This is a genomic window from Paraburkholderia metrosideri (assembly GCF_904848625.1).
Taxonomy (GTDB): Bacteria; Pseudomonadota; Gammaproteobacteria; order Burkholderiales; family Burkholderiaceae; genus Paraburkholderia; species Paraburkholderia metrosideri.
The window spans coordinates 50,383-68,303 of sequence record NZ_CAJHCP010000013.1 but is presented as its reverse complement, the minus strand read 5'-3'; the positions used below and the strand labels follow the sequence as shown (position 1 = coordinate 68,303).

The 17,921-nt window shown below is 60.5% G+C and carries 20 protein-coding genes and 1 tRNA gene; 3 read left to right on the top strand and 18 right to left on the bottom strand.

What is annotated here, in order from left to right; genetic code table 11:
* Positions 1-607: 607 nt before the first annotated feature.
* The 5 genes from LMG28727_RS26310 to LMG28727_RS26290 all read right to left on the bottom strand — a co-directional run bounded on the left by LMG28727_RS26310 (position 608) and on the right by LMG28727_RS26290 (position 4,510).
* The gene (locus LMG28727_RS26310) at positions 608-1,369 is read right to left on the bottom strand and encodes an IclR family transcriptional regulator (protein ID WP_201645231.1); all 762 of its coding nucleotides are present in this window, start codon (positions 1,367-1,369) and stop codon (positions 608-610) included.
* Between the two features lie 128 nt (positions 1,370-1,497).
* Positions 1,498-2,250 carry an amino acid ABC transporter ATP-binding protein gene (locus tag LMG28727_RS26305; RefSeq protein ID WP_201645230.1) on the bottom strand — a complete coding sequence of 251 codons (753 nt, stop codon included), beginning with the start codon at positions 2,248-2,250 and terminating at the stop codon, positions 1,498-1,500.
* Positions 2,247-2,897, bottom strand: coding sequence for an amino acid ABC transporter permease (locus LMG28727_RS26300; RefSeq protein ID WP_201645229.1), 651 nt, complete (start codon positions 2,895-2,897; stop codon positions 2,247-2,249). The genes LMG28727_RS26305 and LMG28727_RS26300 overlap by 4 nt, the downstream gene beginning before the upstream one ends.
* A gap of 22 nt (positions 2,898-2,919) precedes the next feature.
* Positions 2,920-3,636 carry an amino acid ABC transporter permease gene (locus LMG28727_RS26295; protein WP_201645228.1) on the bottom strand — a complete coding sequence of 239 codons (717 nt, stop codon included), beginning with the start codon at positions 3,634-3,636 and terminating at the stop codon, positions 2,920-2,922.
* 40 nt (positions 3,637-3,676) lie between these two features.
* On the bottom strand, positions 3,677-4,510 hold the full coding sequence (locus LMG28727_RS26290) for an ABC transporter substrate-binding protein (protein WP_201645227.1): 834 nt from the start codon (positions 4,508-4,510) through the stop codon (positions 3,677-3,679).
* 1,244 nt (positions 4,511-5,754) lie between these two features.
* On the opposite strand from LMG28727_RS26290, the gene LMG28727_RS26285 reads away from it, so the two are divergent.
* The 3 genes from LMG28727_RS26285 to LMG28727_RS26275 all read left to right on the top strand — a co-directional run bounded on the left by LMG28727_RS26285 (position 5,755) and on the right by LMG28727_RS26275 (position 8,871).
* Positions 5,755-5,979: a hypothetical protein gene (locus LMG28727_RS26285; RefSeq protein ID WP_236592359.1), complete on the top strand. Its 225-nt coding sequence runs from the start codon at positions 5,755-5,757 to the stop codon at positions 5,977-5,979.
* Positions 5,980-6,080: 101 nt separating this feature from the next.
* Entirely contained in the window at positions 6,081-7,841 is a 1,761-nt protein-coding gene (locus tag LMG28727_RS26280; protein ID WP_201645226.1) for an ABC transporter ATP-binding protein/permease, read from the top strand.
* A gap of 953 nt (positions 7,842-8,794) precedes the next feature.
* Positions 8,795-8,871 (top strand) — tRNA-Met (locus LMG28727_RS26275).
* 430 nt (positions 8,872-9,301) lie between these two features.
* Here LMG28727_RS26275 and LMG28727_RS26270 read toward each other — a convergent pair.
* From LMG28727_RS26270 to LMG28727_RS26210, 13 genes are all read right to left on the bottom strand, one after another.
* A complete protein-coding gene (locus tag LMG28727_RS26270; RefSeq protein ID WP_201645225.1) occupies positions 9,302-9,799 on the bottom strand; it encodes a hypothetical protein in 498 nt (165 codons plus the stop codon).
* Positions 9,800-9,991: 192 nt separating this feature from the next.
* Positions 9,992-10,162 carry a hypothetical protein gene (locus LMG28727_RS26265; protein WP_201645224.1) on the bottom strand — a complete coding sequence of 57 codons (171 nt, stop codon included), beginning with the start codon at positions 10,160-10,162 and terminating at the stop codon, positions 9,992-9,994.
* Between the two features lie 62 nt (positions 10,163-10,224).
* Complete coding sequence (locus LMG28727_RS26260; RefSeq protein WP_201645223.1) at positions 10,225-10,440, bottom strand: hypothetical protein; 216 nt, start codon at positions 10,438-10,440, stop codon at positions 10,225-10,227.
* Between the two features lie 64 nt (positions 10,441-10,504).
* Positions 10,505-11,638 carry a phage major capsid family protein gene (locus tag LMG28727_RS26255; RefSeq protein WP_201645222.1) on the bottom strand — a complete coding sequence of 378 codons (1,134 nt, stop codon included), beginning with the start codon at positions 11,636-11,638 and terminating at the stop codon, positions 10,505-10,507.
* A gap of 9 nt (positions 11,639-11,647) precedes the next feature.
* On the bottom strand, positions 11,648-12,277 hold the full coding sequence (locus LMG28727_RS26250; RefSeq protein ID WP_201645221.1) for an HK97 family phage prohead protease: 630 nt from the start codon (positions 12,275-12,277) through the stop codon (positions 11,648-11,650).
* An 11-nt stretch (positions 12,278-12,288) separates the two neighbouring features.
* A complete protein-coding gene (locus tag LMG28727_RS26245) occupies positions 12,289-12,552 on the bottom strand; it encodes a hypothetical protein (protein WP_201645220.1) in 264 nt (87 codons plus the stop codon).
* A 229-nt stretch (positions 12,553-12,781) separates the two neighbouring features.
* Complete coding sequence (locus LMG28727_RS26240; RefSeq protein WP_201645219.1) at positions 12,782-13,147, bottom strand: hypothetical protein; 366 nt, start codon at positions 13,145-13,147, stop codon at positions 12,782-12,784.
* A gap of 75 nt (positions 13,148-13,222) precedes the next feature.
* The gene (locus LMG28727_RS26235; protein WP_201645218.1) at positions 13,223-13,627 is read right to left on the bottom strand and encodes a hypothetical protein; all 405 of its coding nucleotides are present in this window, start codon (positions 13,625-13,627) and stop codon (positions 13,223-13,225) included.
* A 342-nt stretch (positions 13,628-13,969) separates the two neighbouring features.
* Positions 13,970-14,413 (bottom strand): helix-turn-helix domain-containing protein, encoded by a 444-nt coding sequence (locus LMG28727_RS26230; protein ID WP_201645217.1) that lies wholly within the window; start codon positions 14,411-14,413, stop codon positions 13,970-13,972.
* Between the two features lie 80 nt (positions 14,414-14,493).
* A complete protein-coding gene (locus LMG28727_RS26225) occupies positions 14,494-14,691 on the bottom strand; it encodes a hypothetical protein (protein WP_201645216.1) in 198 nt (65 codons plus the stop codon).
* Positions 14,688-15,398 carry a ParB N-terminal domain-containing protein gene (locus tag LMG28727_RS26220; RefSeq protein ID WP_201645215.1) on the bottom strand — a complete coding sequence of 237 codons (711 nt, stop codon included), beginning with the start codon at positions 15,396-15,398 and terminating at the stop codon, positions 14,688-14,690. Before LMG28727_RS26220 ends, LMG28727_RS26225 begins: the two co-directional genes overlap by 4 nt.
* 265 nt (positions 15,399-15,663) lie before the next feature.
* On the bottom strand, positions 15,664-15,894 hold the full coding sequence (locus tag LMG28727_RS26215) for a MerR family transcriptional regulator (protein WP_201645214.1): 231 nt from the start codon (positions 15,892-15,894) through the stop codon (positions 15,664-15,666).
* A gap of 229 nt (positions 15,895-16,123) precedes the next feature.
* Positions 16,124-17,452, bottom strand: coding sequence for a tyrosine-type recombinase/integrase (locus LMG28727_RS26210; RefSeq protein WP_201645213.1), 1,329 nt, complete (start codon positions 17,450-17,452; stop codon positions 16,124-16,126).
* Between the last annotated feature and the right edge of the window lie 469 nt (positions 17,453-17,921).

Below are 17,921 nucleotides of genomic sequence, written 5' to 3'. Positions count from 1 at the left end.
GGTGCGGGCGGAAAATCCCGGACAGCCCCACTGACAGCTCACCAAGTGGACGCAAGAAGACGGATTCTGTAATCCTTGCCAGATCATGTCGTAGCGGGCTGGCCGGTTTGAGGTCGCAGCTTACGTGCTGGCGTAGTGCTGCATGGTCCTGATCACGATATGGACCAGTACCCCGGTATGCACTGACGCAATCATCTTTTTCATTGCGGGTTTCTAAAGAACGGGTATTCGGATGGATGATTGAGATAAGACAGCACAACTATTTTCTTCGACGCAAAGAACGACTGTCACCTGCGTAGTGGGCAACTGCTTTACGCAATATGTCATTGACTTCACTGAGAACCCTGTTCTCGCGCTCAAGCTGATTGATCCGCCGTTGCTGCGAGCAGGCGACGTTATCCTCGCCATCAACTGCGTGGGACCCTCCATGCCATCTCTGTGACAGGAGGTCGCTCTTTCCTCCGATCGGAGCCGATTGCGAGTCATTGTCACCGGGGCGGTCTGACGCATTTTGTCCCAAACGCTCCCTCGCGCTGGATTGACGCCTCGTCACTTTCCGCTCCAACTCGTTCATTGCTTCATTCCGTCTTCGTCGTCGTAAGCAGGATTAAGGGAGACGGTATGGCTGGGATAGTGCCTTCGCAGACTGTATAAGATCCTCGAGCATTGCAGCGCGCCGTTGCGGATCAGTGTCGCGGCCTGTCATGAAGCACAGCGCCGCCACCGGCAACCCTGTGCGATCACGAATCGGCGCGGCCATGCAGAGCCTGAATGCGTTCGAGAGTCCTTCTGTGCAGCAATAGCCCCGCTCAGATGCGAGCTTAACGTCGCGTACAAATTCGTCGAGTTCGACGCGCACACCGTTATCGAGGACAAAATCTTCGCCCGGAATGAGCGAACGGATCTCGTCAGCACTCAGGTGGCCGAGTAGCAAACGCCCACTAGCGGTCCACGGAATCGGCACCTTCACACCAATATCGGAGCTGATATTGAATGGTCGCGCGCTATTCTCGGACAACACAACCGTGTATTTATTGCCCTCCAGCATGCACAACTGCGTGGTTTCGTCATATCGCTTGACGAGCGCCAGGATGGATTGATGCGCGCGGCTGATCAGATCGTTGTGCGTCGCATAATCGGAGCCGTAATAGTGCATTTCGCGACCGAAGAACACGCTGCCATCTGACGCTGTCTCAAGCCAGCCGACCTCAGTGAGGATGGCGACGAGCTCGTAGATGCTGGAGCGCGGTGCGCCAGTCGCCTCAATCAGTTCGCGCATCGTCATTGGACGCCGCGCGATATGTAACTGTTTGAAAATGCCGACGACGCGGTCAACGCCTCTCGCTCGTGATGATTCCGGTGCAGACATTCCTTCAACTCCGTCAGCGATGGGGCTCGCTGTTTATCTTTTCTGTGACGCGGGTTTAGCGCGTAAGGAGTGGCGCCTCGTCATCTCGCGCGAGACCGGCTGCGACAGGCATCCTCTCGTTCGATCGATCAATGATCGAGCACGCGATGCAGAAACTGCCGGGTACGTTCATTCTGCGGGTTCACGAAGATATCCTCGGGCGCCCCCTGTTCCGCGATCACCCCCTTATCCATGAACACGACGCGATCGGCAGTTTTGCGAGCGAAGCCCATCTCATGCGTGACCACGACCATGGTCATCCCGTCGCGCGCCAGTCCACGCATGACTTCGGTCACCTCGCCGACGAGTTCAGGATCGAGGGCGGAGGTCGCTTCGTCGAAGAACATGATGCCCGGCTCGACGGCCAACGCTCTCGCAATCGCGACACGCTGCTGTTGGCCGCCCGAGAGCTGGCTGGGATAGTGTTCGGCCCGATCGGCCAGACCCACGCGGTCGAGTGCATCCATCGCACGCTTGCGTGCATCCGCTGCGTTCATCTTGCGAGCCTTGATCAGGGCGAGGGTCACATTGCCAAGCGCGCTCTTGTGCGGAAACAGGTTGAATTGCTGGAACACCATGCCGACATGACCCCGGATCTCTTTCGCCCGACGCGCATCGTGCAGCGGCACCTCGTTGACCCAGACTTCGCCCGCATCAGCCATTTCCAGCCCACTCATGATGCGCAGCACTGTGCTCTTGCCTGAACCCGATGCGCCGATCAGCACGAGCACTTCGCCCGGCCGTACGTCAAGGTTGATCTCCTTCAGGACCTGCGTAGCGCCGAACGATTTGCTGACGCCGGTGAGGTTGATGATGGGCTTCGACGTAGTGACAGTGGTCATGACAGCAGGCTCCTTCTTCGGTCATGGTGGCGTACCCACTGCGATAGTGGAAAGCACACGATGAAATAAAGCACGGCAACGAGTCCATAGATTTCGACCGGTTTGCCGACCCGGTCGACGATAGCCTGACCCGCATGCATCAATTCCGACATGCCGATCATGCTGACGATCGACGTGTCCTTGATAAGCGACAGGTACTGGCCAATGAGGGGCGGCACCACGATCTTTCCGGTCTGCGGCAGGGCCACGGAAAAAAAAGCCTGCGTCTTGCTGAGCCCGAGGATCTGCGATACCTCCCATTGCCCCTTGGGCACGGCTTCAATGCCTGAGCGGAATATCTCGGCGATGTACGCGCCTTGATAGACGCTCAAACCCACCACACCTGCTGCGAATACATCGATCGCATAGCCGAAGTACGACACGCCGAAATAAATGAACATCAGCGTGATCAGCACAGGTGTGCCGCGAAACAGTTCGGTATAGAGCCTGGCAATGTGCCGCGTACCCCGCGGTCCGAATGAGCGCAGTACGGCTGCCAGCAGTCCGATCAGCGTTCCGCCGATGATCGATGCTGCGGACAGAAGAAGTGTCGCCACCAGACCCTGAATCAGGATAGAGAGGCTGGTCGTGAGCAATTCGCTTGACATGTTCGATCTCCGGGTTGAACGCTCAGGTGCGATCGGTCTGTCGCGCGAAAAAGAAGGCGCGGCGTGAACGTTTCTTCAGGACCAACGGCGGGTGAAACACCCGGCTGCTGACCTGGCCCGCCACCCACGACAGCAAATTGCTCAGGAACAGATAGGCGATCAGCGTGATCGCGAAGGTCTGGATATAGAGCAGTGTGCGTGCGTTGATCACCGTCGCCGTTCCGCTCAGCTCCGGTAGCGCGATCGCTGAGAGAAGCGACGTGCCGAGCAGCAACTGAATCAGGTTGTTGACGATCGCCGGATAAACGGCACGCGCGGCCTGGGGGAGCACCACTTCGACGAAAATCTGCGAGCGCCCCAGGCCGAGGATCGACGCAGCTTCCAGTTGACCGCGCGGCACTGACTGGATGCCCGCGCGGAACACTTCGGCCAGGTAGGCGCCGACATTCACCCCTAACGCAATGACACCAGCGGTGTAGGCGTTCAGCGTGATCCCGACGGATGGCAAGCCAAAAAACACGATGAAGATCTGCAGCAGTACCGGCGTATTGCGGATCGCTTCGATATACACCCCAGCGATCGCCCGCAGCAGCCGCACGCGTGATGCACTCGCGAGTGCCGTGAGCAGGCCGAGCAGCATCGCGAGGACGAAGGCCAGCAGCGTGATCTGGAGCGTCAGCCACGACGCGCGAACGAAATCGCTCCAATAACCTGCAAGGGTCACCCATTCATAGCTCATGGTTCCTCCGTCGGACGAGCAGCGCGGCGCTAGCGGGATGTCAGTATTGAGGATTCAGCGGAAAGCGCGGCTCGGCGCCAAACCACTTCTTGTATAGCTGCGCGTTCTGCTTCGACGCGTTGACATTGAACAGGAACAGGTTCAGGTAGTTGAGCCAGACCTGGTCTCCGGCCTTCACGCCGAACGCGTTGTATTCGAGCGGAACCAGCGCTTCGTTGGTGACGGTCAGATCCGGATCGAGTGATGACTGATAGGCGAGAAAGTTGTTGTCCTCGATCATCGCATCGGCCTGGCCCTGCTTGACGGCGAGGATCGCAGCCTGCGAGCTGTCGAATTCCTGGATCTTGACCTGCATGTTCAGCGCGCGCACTTCGTCACCGTTCGTGGAGCCCTTGACCGTCGCAATTGTGCGATTCGACATGTCGTTGATGGACTTGATGCCGCTGCTCTTCTTGACCAGCAGCGCCTCACTCGCGACCACATAGGGATTCGTGAACGCGATTTCCCTGGCTCGCTCGAGGTTGCGGGTGAAGTTGCAGAACACCACGTCAACCTTGCTGGTTTGCAGATTCGGAATGCGGTTGGCGCTCGTCGTATTCACGACTTCGAGCTTGACGCCCATCTGCTTCGCCAGTTCCTTCGCCAGGTCGACGTCGTAACCATCGGCCTGGCCGTCCTTGTTGTAGAAGCCGAACGGCGCAAAGGTCAGGCAGTCGCCTACGCGCAGCGTGCCCCGTTGCAGGACCTGCTTCAGCGTCGAATCAGCCGCGGCGCCTTGCTCTGGCGGGGCGACCTTGGTGCAGCCGGCGAGCATCAGCAGACCGGCTACGGCGAACAGGCAAGTGAATTTTGCGCTTTCTCTGACAAATCTCATTTTTTCGTCCCGATCTGGTGAGAAGTCCATGCGTGTACACAAGCGGCGATCAAGCAGATCTTCGCGACGCTCGCCGGTCAATGAAATCGACGGATCGCGCGCTTCGCCTGGATGTCCGATATACCGGATTAATGTCCGACACAGCAGATGAGAAGCAGTGTTTCACGGGAAAAAAATAGTTGCAATGGGGTATACACGGGGCGCCCTCACGGTATTAGCCAGGAACGCCAGCTCCTTTCGAATTGAAAGAAATTGGGCAGTTCGCGGAATTTCCGCGCATTCAAACCAGCCAGTCATCGCGCCTCTTCGATATCTCTCGTCCAGTCAATTCGGAATGCAGACTGTCTTTTTTGCTGAACCCGATGTGACCGAAAGAAGTGTCGACGCGGCTGCAGCCGCAACGCCGTTGATAAAGAATCAAGCCTGCAACGTTGCGCAAAGTTTTGGCCAAAATCGGTCGTTCAGCTTCGGCGCCCGGATTGTTGACACCAGTCGCGTATCGCGACTAAATGCGGATCAAATGCGGAAGCCTTGCGACAATGCGTCGGATAACAAATTAAGCATGACGCTGGATTGTTCACATTGACCGGATTTTTGGAATCGCACGTACATCGCAGAACCACAGGTGCGTCACTCTATTTGGCTTCGAAAGCGCGAACCGGAAAAAATACTCGGTCGCGGCATCTGGGACGCCTCGCATCGAATCAGGAATGACGATTACCGCTTATCTGTCGGAAGCGTGAAACTGACCGGCGCGGTGGGCTGGCGTGACCACGAGAGCGGTGAGTCTGTGCACGAGTCCGAGGGGGAATCAATCTTTCCTCTCTGTCTGGCGTGTCCTTGGTCTCTGCATGATGCTTCTGCTGCATGTTTTTCATCCTGGCTGGATACCAGGTCCGACAAAAACGGTACCTGACATCTCCTAATGGCTAAGGTGGCCCAAGACCACCGCCGCCCGTTGCACCCATGCCATTCCAGCCCGGACTCGAGCCGCAGCAGATGGCGCAAAGCGCTGACTCTGAAATGCGCCACTCATCGATCTGCGGCTGGTTCTCTCCCGAGGCCAGCCGGGATCCAACGTCGTCGCGCTAACCTGCGACGCAAAGAATAGCGGGTACGCCAATGCAAGCGGCTGGCGCCTGGATCTATACCGACAATGGCGACTTTTTCGGCGGACGGCGGCGCAGCCAGGCCCTGATGCCCACCTTCCAGGGACACGTCGGCTATACCTGGAAACCGGGGCTTTGGCTCGCCGCGGACGTGACGTATTTCACCGGCGGCCGGAAGAGTGTCGCGGCATCGAGGATCAGGATTTGCAACGCAGTATGCGCTATGGCGTCACGATGTCGGTTCCGCTGGCCACGCGATGGTCTGCGAAGCTGGCGTGGTCGCGGGGGTTGCTTACCGGTGTCGGCGGCGATTTCCAGGTCTTTTCTGTGGCGCTGCAGTATCGTTGGTTCAATCATTAACCGATGCTCGCGCATGACGCCTTCCCGCTGAACCGGGGCAGGGCTGTACGGGCTCGTTTCGGACAATCACCCGTGTACTCGATCCGCGATCGCAGCGCGTTATGGGAAAGCTTGTGACCGACCCATCCTCCGGCGACCCATCCGGGCAATTCGCCCGTGTCTCCGCATGGAGTCTCATCAGACCTTACTGGGTCTCTGAGCAACGCAAGTTCGCCTGGGGACTGCTGATCGCCATCATCGCGATGGACCTGCTTCTGGTGGGCATCGATGCACGCTTGAACACGTGGTACCGTGATTTCTATGACGCGCTGGAGAGCAGGAATGTGCACGAATTCCCGCTGCTGATGCTGACCTTTGCCGGGCTTGCATTTGTGTCGATCGCGATCTCTGTCTACAACCGCTATCTAAGACAAATGCTGGGCTTCCGGTGGCGCCAGTGGTTGACCACACGTTACCTGCAGGAATGGTTGAACGACAGCACCTTCTATCGCATTGAGCGCGACCGTCTCGTCGAGAACCCCGACCAGCGGCTCGCCGTCGACCTCGATATGTTCGCCACCAGCACACTGTCTCTCACGCTCGACCTGCTCTCGACGGCCGAGACGCTTGTCTGGTTCTCCATCGTGCTATGGAGCACAGGAGGCGCGCTCGCGGTCATGCTGGGGACCACGCCCGTCGAGATTCATGGCTATATGCTTTGGGCAGCGATTGCCTATGCGATTATCGGCTCGCTCGTGACCAATAAGGTCGGTCGCCCGCTCGTGTCGATCAACTACCAGTTGCAACGCGTCGAGGCGGACTTTCGGTTCGGCCTGATCCGTCTGCGCGAAAACGCCGAACAGATTGCGCTTTATGGCGGCATACAGACCGAGAGATCGAACGCCGAGGACCTGTTCGGCCGGATTCGTGAAAACTGGGGGCGTCTCATGAGATACACGAAGCACTACAGTTTCGTGGTCAACTTTTACGGCCAGATTGCCGATATCTTTCCAATCTTCGTTGCGTCGCCGCGCTATTTCGCAGGCGCATTGAGTTTCGGCACGCTGATGCAGATCGTCGATGCGTTTGGGTCGGTAAGCGAATCGCTTTCCTGGTTCATCAACAACTACGACACGCTGGCTGAATGGCGTGCGACCGTTAATCGTCTGCGCGAGTTCGAATGTGTAGTGCGGCAGCCTCATCTGGAAGAGTCTGTGCCGCCCGCTGCCGGGCATGGAGGCATCAAGCGACACCGTGTCGGTAAAGATCGGTTCCTGACAGACAAGCTCGTGCTTGCACTGCCCAACGGGAAGACGCTCGCAAGCGTGCGCGACATTGCAATAGAACCAGGTTCTCGTTGGCTGGTGCGCGGGCCGTCCGGCTCGGGCAAAAGCACCCTGCTGCGGGCACTCGCGGGCCTCTGGCCGTTCGGCGGCGGCTCAATCGAAGTTCCTGTGGGCGCACGCATGATGTTCGTCCCGCAGCAAAGCTATTTGCCTGCGGGAACCTTGAAGGCTTCGCTAACGTACCCCGCGTCAAGCGAGACCTTCAGCGACGAAGACTGCCGCGAGGCACTGTGTGAGTGCCGTCTGGAAAACTATGCTGACCGATTGCAGCAGTCCGATCACTGGTGGCGCATTCTTTCTCCCGGCGAGCAGCAGCGGCTAGCGATTGCGCGCGTTCTGCTGCACAAGCCTGACTATGTGTTCCTCGACGAAGCAACGAGTGCACTCGACACTGACGACGAAACGCATCTATACCAACGCCTCACCGAACGACTGGAGGCGGGGGCGTTTGTTAGTGTCGCGCATGACGATTCGCTCGCACGATTTCACAACGAGACGCTCGATATCGGGCAGCCGCACAACAGGGAGATATCGTAAAGGAGTGACTGCCTGCGCGCGCAGTTTCTGTCTACCGGCGTTACGGCGCGGGCACCACGATAGTAGACACCATTGGCGCCGTACGCCGGTTGAAACCATGTATTGCCGCATAAGTAGTAAGTCGTGCCATGAACGCTCGGCGACATACAGCCGTCCGGAAGAGCGGCATAAACCGCTCCCAACATTAAACCGCCGCCAGCAGCATGGCGATCGCGAGGGCAAGCCGAAGATATCTGGACATGTTGAGGCTCCGTTCAAATGACAGCGCGGTTTGGGTGATCAGCGGCCGTTCGTGAGTTGACGAATTGCACCACTTCCCCGGTCTTCGGAGGCACCGATGGAGCGCTCCCGAGACGATATCCACACTGGCCCGTGTTTGGGACGGGGCTGGTCAGGAATATGATGGCTTCGGGCTATAGCTATAGTCATTGCGACGCCCTTGGCAGACCCTCGTGCCGCCTAGTATCTGGCGTGCGATCGCGTTGCATGCCACGCGCTGATGCGCCATCGAACATGGTTAAGCGAATTCGAAAGCGCCCTCGTATCGGTACACACTGCGCAGAACCTTTGCCGTATCTTGCTGAACGCTTTGTTCGGCGTTCATGTAGTTGATAGCTGCCTTTCGAGTTGCGAGGGATCGAGGGGCAGCACGGGTCGATGATTGCCCGCCGGAGGCCCGCCGTCGGCACAGACCGCAACTTATATCCGCAGCACCCGACGCGCCGGCACTGACATCTGTTTTGTATCCAGTCGCTTGCCACAGACGCTCTGAGCCGATGGTGTCCATTTGTTCAGCGCATCGCTGTGGCGAAAAAATGGCGAACAACATGGAGCAAAGCCGCGCCAGCATTGAAGATGCACATTCCTGTGAGTCACCGGGTATTGCAAGGCCGCGATGCTACCGCAGAAAGGTTTCGTTTGACGAACGGCAGCAGTGCCAGTACACTCCGCGCCGCGGGGTGGAGCAGTCTGGCAGCTCGTCGGGCTCATAACCCGAAGGTCGTAGGTTCAAATCCTACCCCCGCAACCAAAGCCCAGTAAGGCTTTCCGCGATTCAGCCCGTTTTCGGGAACAAGATTTTTCTTCGAATTTGGGCGCTATGTGGGCGCTAGCCGCGAAAAACGGCCGGAACGCAACGCCCAAGCAAGCCCGCCCCGAGCGGGCTTTTTGCTTTTCCGGGCCGCTGACGGCCTCACGCCCCCTTTTCCTTGTTGCGTACGCACCTATCCCGGCCAGCGGCACCACGGCCCGATTTCGGGCCTCGCTGCGCCTTGGCGACCTTGGCGGTTTCCTGCCAGCGTGCCGACTGGCCGTAGCTAATGCCTAGGTCAGCTAGCGTTGACGCGCTCGACTCGGTAGAGCGCGTCACAGTACCGCGATTCGCTCCTGTTTCCCGCGCGCCTTTCGCCTTGTCCGTCTTTCGCAGCAAAGCACCAGTTCGCAATTCGGCTCGTACACGGCTATTCGCTCGACAAGGGTGACGACAGCAGCCGCTCGCGGAAGGCGCGGTAGCTTTCGCACGCGAGCGCCCGCGCGACCTGTTTAACCGGTGGTCTCGATCTGCCGCTAGTGGAGACAGACTCGATCACGTAAGAGAATTCGTCTGCCCCGGTTCGCCAGAGGTGGCCGCGCAGGCCTTCGGGACACGACCAGCGGCGCTTGCGTGGAAATGGCCCGGTGAAGTATTCCGATGCGCGGAACTGGGCCTCGGTGCCGGTCCACGTGATGAAGCTGCGGGGCGTATCCGCCGAGGCGGGTGTTGCGCCATGAATCCTCGCAATCCATATCTGCTCGTCGACGGTCGCCGGGAACGCAATGAGCGCGCCCTCGATGGCGACGTGCAGGCCGGCCGCGCTCGCTACGCCAGAGGCATAGCGCGCCTCCAGCGGGAAGCCGAACCAGCGGGTGTCGTTGATAGGGAGCGCGCCCTGGGTGGCGGCGTTGTCGTTCTCGCGCATGCTGATGCCCTGTAGTTTGTAGCGCTCAAAGTCGCGGCCCCTCCTGCCAAGAAGGGGTGGGCGACTACCGGAGGAGGTTGGCAGACTGGTCTACAGGAACCAGCACACCCGAAGGTGTCCTCACCGGAGTCGCCCGCAGATTGCAGGCTGCCAGGCCCGGTCGCCTTGTCTGGGCGACAGCGCAGTATGCCATTACCGGTCGCGCAGACGGTTTGCTTCGCGATAGGCTTCATCCAGTCCGCTGTGCCCGCAGATCACCGCATCAACCATCTCGGGACATAGGCGATTGACGGCGCGTGCATATGAAATGCGAGCGGATGAAATGCTTTTTGCAGCAAAATCCTTTGCGCTTTCCGGCGTCACGCCCGCCCGTTTGCACGCGGCGATGCGGTTCCGTCCGTCGATCACACATAGCGAACGGATCGTCAGGGCACGTAACGTTGCGGCATGTGCAGGCGTCGCCGCACGGCTTCGGCAAGCAGATCATCGACCAGTGCATCGGGCTCGATGCCGGTGACCCGCGCAATCTGCTGCAGGGCTCTGGCGATGCCCGGCGTGACTGTCACCATGATTATCGTCGGCGGACGTCTGTCGCCCCCCATCCGGTGGACCATCGCACCCGGCATGGCAGGCTTCTTCATGGTTCGCTCTCCCGACGATCGAAAAAAAGCCCCGCGTGGAAGCGGGGCCTGTGGACCTGCGTGCTTACTTGCCCTTGCCCGTGGTCGTGGGCGTCGACGGGCGGGCGGCCAGCGTAGCCGGATGCAGACCGCCCGTGAACACGAGCGCGCTTTGCTGCACGACCGTCGCGGCTCTCATTTCCAGCAGAAATGTGACCAGGTTTTGCACGAAGTTTTTATCGTGCTCGCGCGACCACATGAAACTGAATCCACTTCGCAATGCGACGAACGCGCCAGCCGGTGAACTCGCTGCGACGAACGTGCCGCGCGCGATCGCGTTGGTCGGCACGAGGGTCGCGCCCGCCACACCGTTAATCAGCCCCTGCAACGGGTTCACCAGAAATCCGCCGCTCTGGTCTTTTGCGAGCAGCATGCCGACCCAGTCTCTCGGGTTTAGTGCGATCACGATGCCGTTTCCGCCCCGGCCGTATAACTCTCCGATCACGTTGAGCACCGCGTCGATGATCGTGTCGCCGGCTTCGGGCGTGTAGGGCGTCGAGTGCGCCTCGAGCGCGGCGACACACGCGGCGTCCATCGCGTCATTGCACGACTCGCGCAACTCGGCCTCCAGGAAACCCTGCAACGCGGGCGCGTCCTCGAACAGTTGAAAGCTGATCGTCTTGTGGACCGCGATCGTGTCGACCGGCACGAGCCGCGGACTCGGGTGATTGACGAGTTCGGGCTTGAGCTGGCCTTCGGGCGTGATCGCCGCCGCGCCCTCCGGGTCCATGTCGATCACCTGCAGCGCGTTGCTGCCGGTCGGCAGACTGGCGAGCGCGGTCCACAGCCGGGGCGGTGAGAGCGGCACCGGCAGGATCTGCTGCGGCGGCACCGGAAAGCCGTTCGGATCGACCACGGTTGACAGCAGCGCGGCCTTGATGTTGAAGTCCGGAACGATCGCGCGCACCCGCTCCGCACCGTTGCGGAACTGCATGAGTGCGTCGTGCTTGCACAGCAGCGACGCGAGCGAATCGTGAGCACCGCCACCGATGCGGCCCGGCTCGCGCAGCACCTTCTGCGAAAGATCAATCACGCTCGACTGCATGCTCTCGATCTGCTGGCCCATGTGCTTCATGTCGGCCGCTGACGTGTCGACCCATTTCTGCAAACCGGCATCGCGCTCCACCAGCGCGGCGCGGATCATTTCCATAACGTCCATGATGACTCCCTAGTCGAATTCGGAAGGCAGGCGCAATGCGCCGTGCCGCAATGTCGCCATGACAGCGGCATCGTCGAAGCCCTTCCCGGACTCGCGAAGCTCACGCACGCGAAGGATGAACTGCTCGGCATCGCGCCGTGACAGTGCGGCTACATCCCGTAGCGCCTGCTCGGCCCCCCTCACAGTGTCGAAAGATTTGAGCGATGCCACGCGCGCCTCACTGAGCGCCGGGATCACGCATAACGAAACCTCAAAGAGCCGGACCTCGCGCAGATGGTTCACGCCTTCGCGGAAGTCCTCGACGATGGGCAGGTAGCCAATCGATGCGCCGTCAACGGCCTGCATGTCGAGCAGTTCGCGCACCTCGGCGGCCCGCCCTTTCGCCGCGAGCCGGCCGCGCACGTGCAGACCCTTTGCGTCTGCGGTGATCGCTGTCCACGCACCGATCGGTTCGGCCTGGTTGTGCGACCAGAGCATGGCCGGCAGGCGGCCCTTGCGTTTCCAGTCCGCGAGCGTGGCGTCGAACGCGCCGTGATCCACCGAGTCGCCATAGCTGTCGACCGTATCGAACAGCGGGGCATAGCCTTCGATGGTGCCGTCGCCCCCGGACTTGATCTCGATCTCGATTGCCTTGTGCATGATGATCCCCCTCACTGCGTCTCGCGCCGCAGCGCGTACAGCGTCTCCTTGCCGGTCCTCGCATTGACCGAGGCCAGCAGCGCTTCCGTCTGCCCGCTCGTGTCGTCGACCAGCACCACCAGCAGGCCGGTTGCGTCGACCACCGTCGCGAGCCGGAAGCGCCGGCCGAGTGCGTCGTCGACGATGTCCTTCGTCTGCTCGTCGAGCAGCGCGTAGACCTTCGCGATCACCTCGGCGCTCGCATCGAGCAGCGCGTAATAAACGTCGTCGTTCATGCGCACCTCAGAAGTTAGCGGCCGGTCGGCCGGCGTGCTGCCCGGCCCACCCAGGGGTTCGTCGACCCCCCCTCGTCTTTCTGGTTTTTTGCAAAAAGATGTTAAGGGGGGGGCTGGGCGAAAACGAGTTTAGACATTTGATCCGCCCCCTCCTGTCCGCCTTCGCCGCCTTCGCCGCGACTGCTTCGCTATCCGAACGTTATCGCTCGCGAGGATGCGAGGCAAGCGCTCAGTGCTGCGTCGGCGCGCTGCGGTCTGCCATCGCCATCGCGAGATCCGCGATCCATTTCATCGCGACGACCGTCCAGGCAGCGAGCTGCGCCTCGTCGTGATACCCGGCGAGCACGGCATTGCGCTGGCGCTGGTCATAAGGCGCGAGGTTGAACTGCGTGTACATCTGCCGGCCGGCTTCGGCCAGCAGGTACGGGTCGCTCGCGACGATCAGGTGAGCGTCGGCCAGCCCGCGTGCAAGGGCCATTGGGTTCGCCGCCACGATCGTCCCGAAGTCGGCCGTTGCGTAGGTGCGGATCGTCTTGCGCAGCAGTTCCAGCGCTTCACGCTGCGCGGCGTTGAACTGGTTGAGGTGAGTGGTCATGATGTCTCCTGTTCGGCTCAGTAGACGGTTGCTTCGTTATCCGCGAGCCTTTCGGCTCGCGTGGACAGGGTGTGCTCAGTCGGCGGTGCTCGCGGGCAGCACGTGCAGCATCTTTCTTTCTTCGCTGGCGATGGTGAAAGCCAATGCGGCATCGCTAAAACTCAAGCCCTGCCGCAGCGCGGGCGCGAGCGCAAGAAACGCAATGTGTTGAATCAGAAAGCTGTCGTCGTCGTCGTGGTCGAATGCGTCGATAAGGCCGGGGATGTCTGCGGCGGTCAACTCCGACCATGCCAGTTCGCGCTGGTAATGCGGCCCTTGCGGATCAAACACGGAAGGCAACTCAACATCGTCCGCGCCGGAACCGGCCACCTGTTCCGCGTATGCCGCGCGGCTTTCGTCGCTCATGCCCGCTGCGATGATCTCGCGATAGTCGCGGGCATCGGGCCGGTACAGGTGACTCTTTTCGTCGTTCGTGCTCATGTTCCCACACCTCCAGAGTTAAACGCTGGCACCATTGCCAGCGTCTCAACACAACGTGCGGCGCTCACGTTGAGGCCGTCCGCAGGTCGGCAACGGCTGCAATAGCTTTCGTCACGCGGTGCCGCTTGCCAATCTCGATTCGATAAAACGCGTGGTCGAGTTTCAACTTCGCGCAGTGGTGCCCGTTGCAAATCTCGAATGCTTCAATGCGACCGGTCCTGCCGTTCGCGCTCACACGGTCACCCACTTTGAAAACGTCGCTCATGGTGTCACCTCGTGGTGGGTTCATTTCTTCGCCTGGTGTCGCTCATTCGATGTCGTGTTTTTCCCCTCTACATGGCATTAATTCATAGTACGCAGTTTCTGCGCCCCAACATCTCGCAGTTTCTGCGACATTTTCCGGGCACTTCTCGCAGTTTCTGCGGGGTGCTTCTCGCAGTTTCTGCGGGGTGCTTTTTTTTCTTCGGTCGGCTCAAACAGCTTCCATGCGTCAGGCAAAAAGCCGTCGAGAAACAGCCCGTCACGGTTCTTTATCGGCAACCATGTAACCGCGTACCGTGCCCATACCTTGTTTGCGCCGCTGCTGCGCGTTCGATACACAAGCCCGTGCGCTATCAATTCGGCCAGCGCGGGGCGCAACGTGTTGTCACTCTTGAAACCGTATCGCTTGCAATAGGCATACGTGGCTTGCAAATGCCCGTTGTTATCCTTCGTCAGTTGCCGCGCCAGCACGAGCAGCAGGCGCACAGCGGAAGATGAGAGGTCGACAAAGGCTTCACTGTCCATTACCCGATGTTCAATCGCTGCATACGGGTGCTTTAAGCGCCTCGCTGGCGCGGCTTTCGTGCCGTTCGCACTTCGTCCATTCACGGCACCTCCTCACGGCAAAGCCTCTCCGTTTCGAGGATGCGGCGTAACGAAACGTGAAAGCGGAGCATTTCCGTTTTCGTCACAGAGCCGCGCGCCGCCACAGCGCCCAGCACAACGGCGATTTCCAGCACCTCCACGCGGATAGATTCGAACGCGAGCAACGGACTGATACGGCGGTCGGCGGCAGTGCTCATGACGGACCGCCAACGCCCGCCCGGAACGTGTCGAGCGCCTTCCTGATCCGGTCAACCACGCGCTTGACGTTCGAGACCACATACGGGTCTCGCGCATAGCGGCCCAGCTTGTCGAGTTCGCTTTCGAATACGCCTTCCAGTTCTTTTCGATGCGTCTCGAAACTCGCGTAGAACACGCGCAGCGGGTCGCGTGCAGCTTCGGGCGGCATGGCGCGCGCGACAATGGGCGGCGGCGCTGTGCGCTTCGTGGGCTTCGTTGCTGGCAGTGCCCGCGTCTTGCCATCAGCGCCGATACGCTTCTCAACTGGTAACACCCTGCCAGTTGATTCAAGTTCGCTGCGCACCTTCGCTACAGTGGGATGCGTGACGTTCAGGTCGGCGGCAATCTGCCGGTCAGAACGTTCGGGCGCGGCGATAATCCGGCCCGCCAGCACTGCACGGCGTTCCTCTTCGGTCAGGTGCCGGCGATCAGCGTTCAGCCTGCGCGCGAGCGTCATCTTCTGTTCTTCGCTCAGACCTTTGCGCACTTCGCGCGGGCATTCGATGCCGAGTTCGGCGGCCAGCTTCGCGCGATGGTGCCCGTCGATGATTGCGCCGTTTTCATCGACAACAATCGGCACCTGAATGCCGAAAGTCTCGACACTCGTGCGCAGCGCGCTCAGTACGACCGACGACAGCGGCGGCATGACCTGATAGGGCGCGCTCATGACGCCCTCCGCAGCGCTTGCGTCCGGGATTGCCTCAGACTACGATCATCGTCGGTCAAGCTACAGCCTTCGTCGCCCGCCGCTCCACGGCGGGCGTTTTCTTTCCTGCGGTTCATGGTGAGGCCTCCCGGTTCGTTGCGTGCGCAACCGGCACGCGCAAACGATCTCGGGCCGGGCCTGCTGGGCCGACCCGCCTGTGTCCTCTTTACCGAAGTTTTTATGTCGCCCGACGAGCGCGGGCGTATGGGTGATGCGCGCTGCTATGTCACGCGGTGGCGTCGCACGCTGCCTTCGACTTCGCTTCCATCTCACGCGTCCACTGCTCGGCGGCGCGGTGCGTGATCAGAATCTTGCGACCCACGAACACGATCTCGGGAGCCTCGCCGCGCTTGCGCATCTCCCACAGCGTCTTGCGGTTGATGCGCATTGCCTCGCAGAACTCATCGCAAGTCATCGCGCCGAACGGCGCAACCTGCTGATTCTTTTCGGTACTCATGTTTACCTCGCACGGTTTGGCGTTACGGGCGCTTACGTAAAGTGAATCTATCCGATGTGCGACGGTATGTGAAATTCAAAACTTCAACTGAGTCCGGCACTGGCAATTGAAATTTTCGAATTGAACTTTTCGGATGCCAACATGAGTTGGCAGATGCAAAAACGCCTGCCGGGTGGCAGGCGCTTCGAGGTGCGGCGAGGCTTGATGAAACGTGGCGGGCTTTACGCGCTCATGCTGCTGACGCCTTGCGCGGCGCGCGCTTCGGCTTCGCGCGGCGCGGCTCGTTGAACGCGGCGTCGATCGCGGCGTGCAGATGATCAGGATGGTGGTGCGCATAGCGCTCGACCATTGCGTAGCTGCTATGCCCGAGCAACGTCTTGACCTTGTAGAGATCGACGCCCTGCGCAACGAGGCGCGTGGCGAAGTCGTGCCGCGTGTCGTGAAAGCGGAAGTCCGCAATCTCCGCTGCCACGAGCAGCGCTGCCCACGCGTTCTTGAAGTCGGTCAGTGGCGCGTCGGTCTCCGGGTTGCCGAACACGTACAGCCGGTGCGCGAGCGGCTTCCAAGTCTTCAGGCAAGCGAGCAGTTCGTCGCTGATCGGGATGTCCCGGCGCTTGTCGCTCTTGGCCACGGCGCGGCGCACGTGGATCGTGCGCAGTTCGAGGTCGACATCATCCCATTGCAGCGCGAGCAGTTCGGCCTTTCTCATGCCGGTGTTCAGCGCGGTCACGACGAGCGGCTGCAGGTGGTCGGTGTAGCGCACATTGCGCAGCGAGGGCAGCGGTTTGAGCGCGCCGCCGGGGCGTGAGCGGCGGTGGGCGTTGGTCCGGTGACGGGCATCGCGGTTCACTTCCTCGCGGACCTCCATCGCCACGTACAGACGCTCGCGCTCAAGCGGGTCGCGTTGCCCGAGGTAGCGCACCACCACATCGGCCTTGCCATTGCGCGGCACTTCCTTCGCCGGGTTGTCCGTGACATGGCCGGCCTTCACCGCTACCCGCAGCAGACCCTGCAGCGCGACCAGCTTGTTTGAGATCGTCTTGGGCTTGATGCCCGTCTTCGCCGCGCGCGACTTCCATTGCTCGAGCATCCACGGCGTGAACTCGTCGAGGCCCCGGTCGAGCAGGTCGGGAAACGATGAGCGGATCAGGGCGGCGTTCGCCGTGCTGATTTCGTTGGCTTCGAGGTAGGCGGTGTAGTCGCCGTCGAGGAAGGTGCGCAGGGTCGGCACGCCGTGCGCGCGACGCACGCTCTCGGCGCGGCGCTTCTTCTTTTCCTCGACCACGGCCGGCGTGTCCTGCTTGGTTGGCGTCTGCGTCAGTTCGAGGCGGGCGGCCTCGCGGGCGTCGCTGGCCGACATGGCAGGGTAAGTACCGATACGTTTGCGGCCCTCCTTGCCATCGGGCTTGTAGAACTTGACGGTGTACTGCACGGTGCCGCTCGGCAGCACGCGGACCTTGAAGCCGGTGAGTTCCGCGTCGGCGTATTCCTGGAACTTGCCGTTGGCTGACAGGCCGCGCAGGAACTCGCGGGTGATGGTGACCTTGTTTCTGGACATTGAGACTCCGGTTTGGGCGGTTCTTGGGCGCTGGCAGCGGGAAACCGCCAGTAACAAAAGGCTCCCACCATACCTCTAAGTCTTTGATTTAACGGCGTCCAGTGCCATCGGGTAATACCCCGAAACAAGCAGATTCGGGCTCATAACCCGAAGGTCACAGGTTCAAATCCTGTCCCCGCAACCAACAAAGAAGCCCGCTAAGCGAACGCCTGCGGGCTTTTTGCTGCTAGTCATAGTGACGTTGCGGCCGCGGTGGATTGCCGGTCTGTTCAGCGGGCCGTGTGGTCATGCTGTAGGTAAGAATGCTTCCGCATTTCAGGCACTGTGCCTTAGTTGCCCGAGTGGATCTGGTGCCGAATTGTCGCCTGCTGGCGAAGATCACCGGATGCATGAAGCCGTTGCCACATATCGCGCACTCGGCGGGCGCGCCTTCCTCTACTGCCATTGTTCGTCCCTTATTGATGCGGAC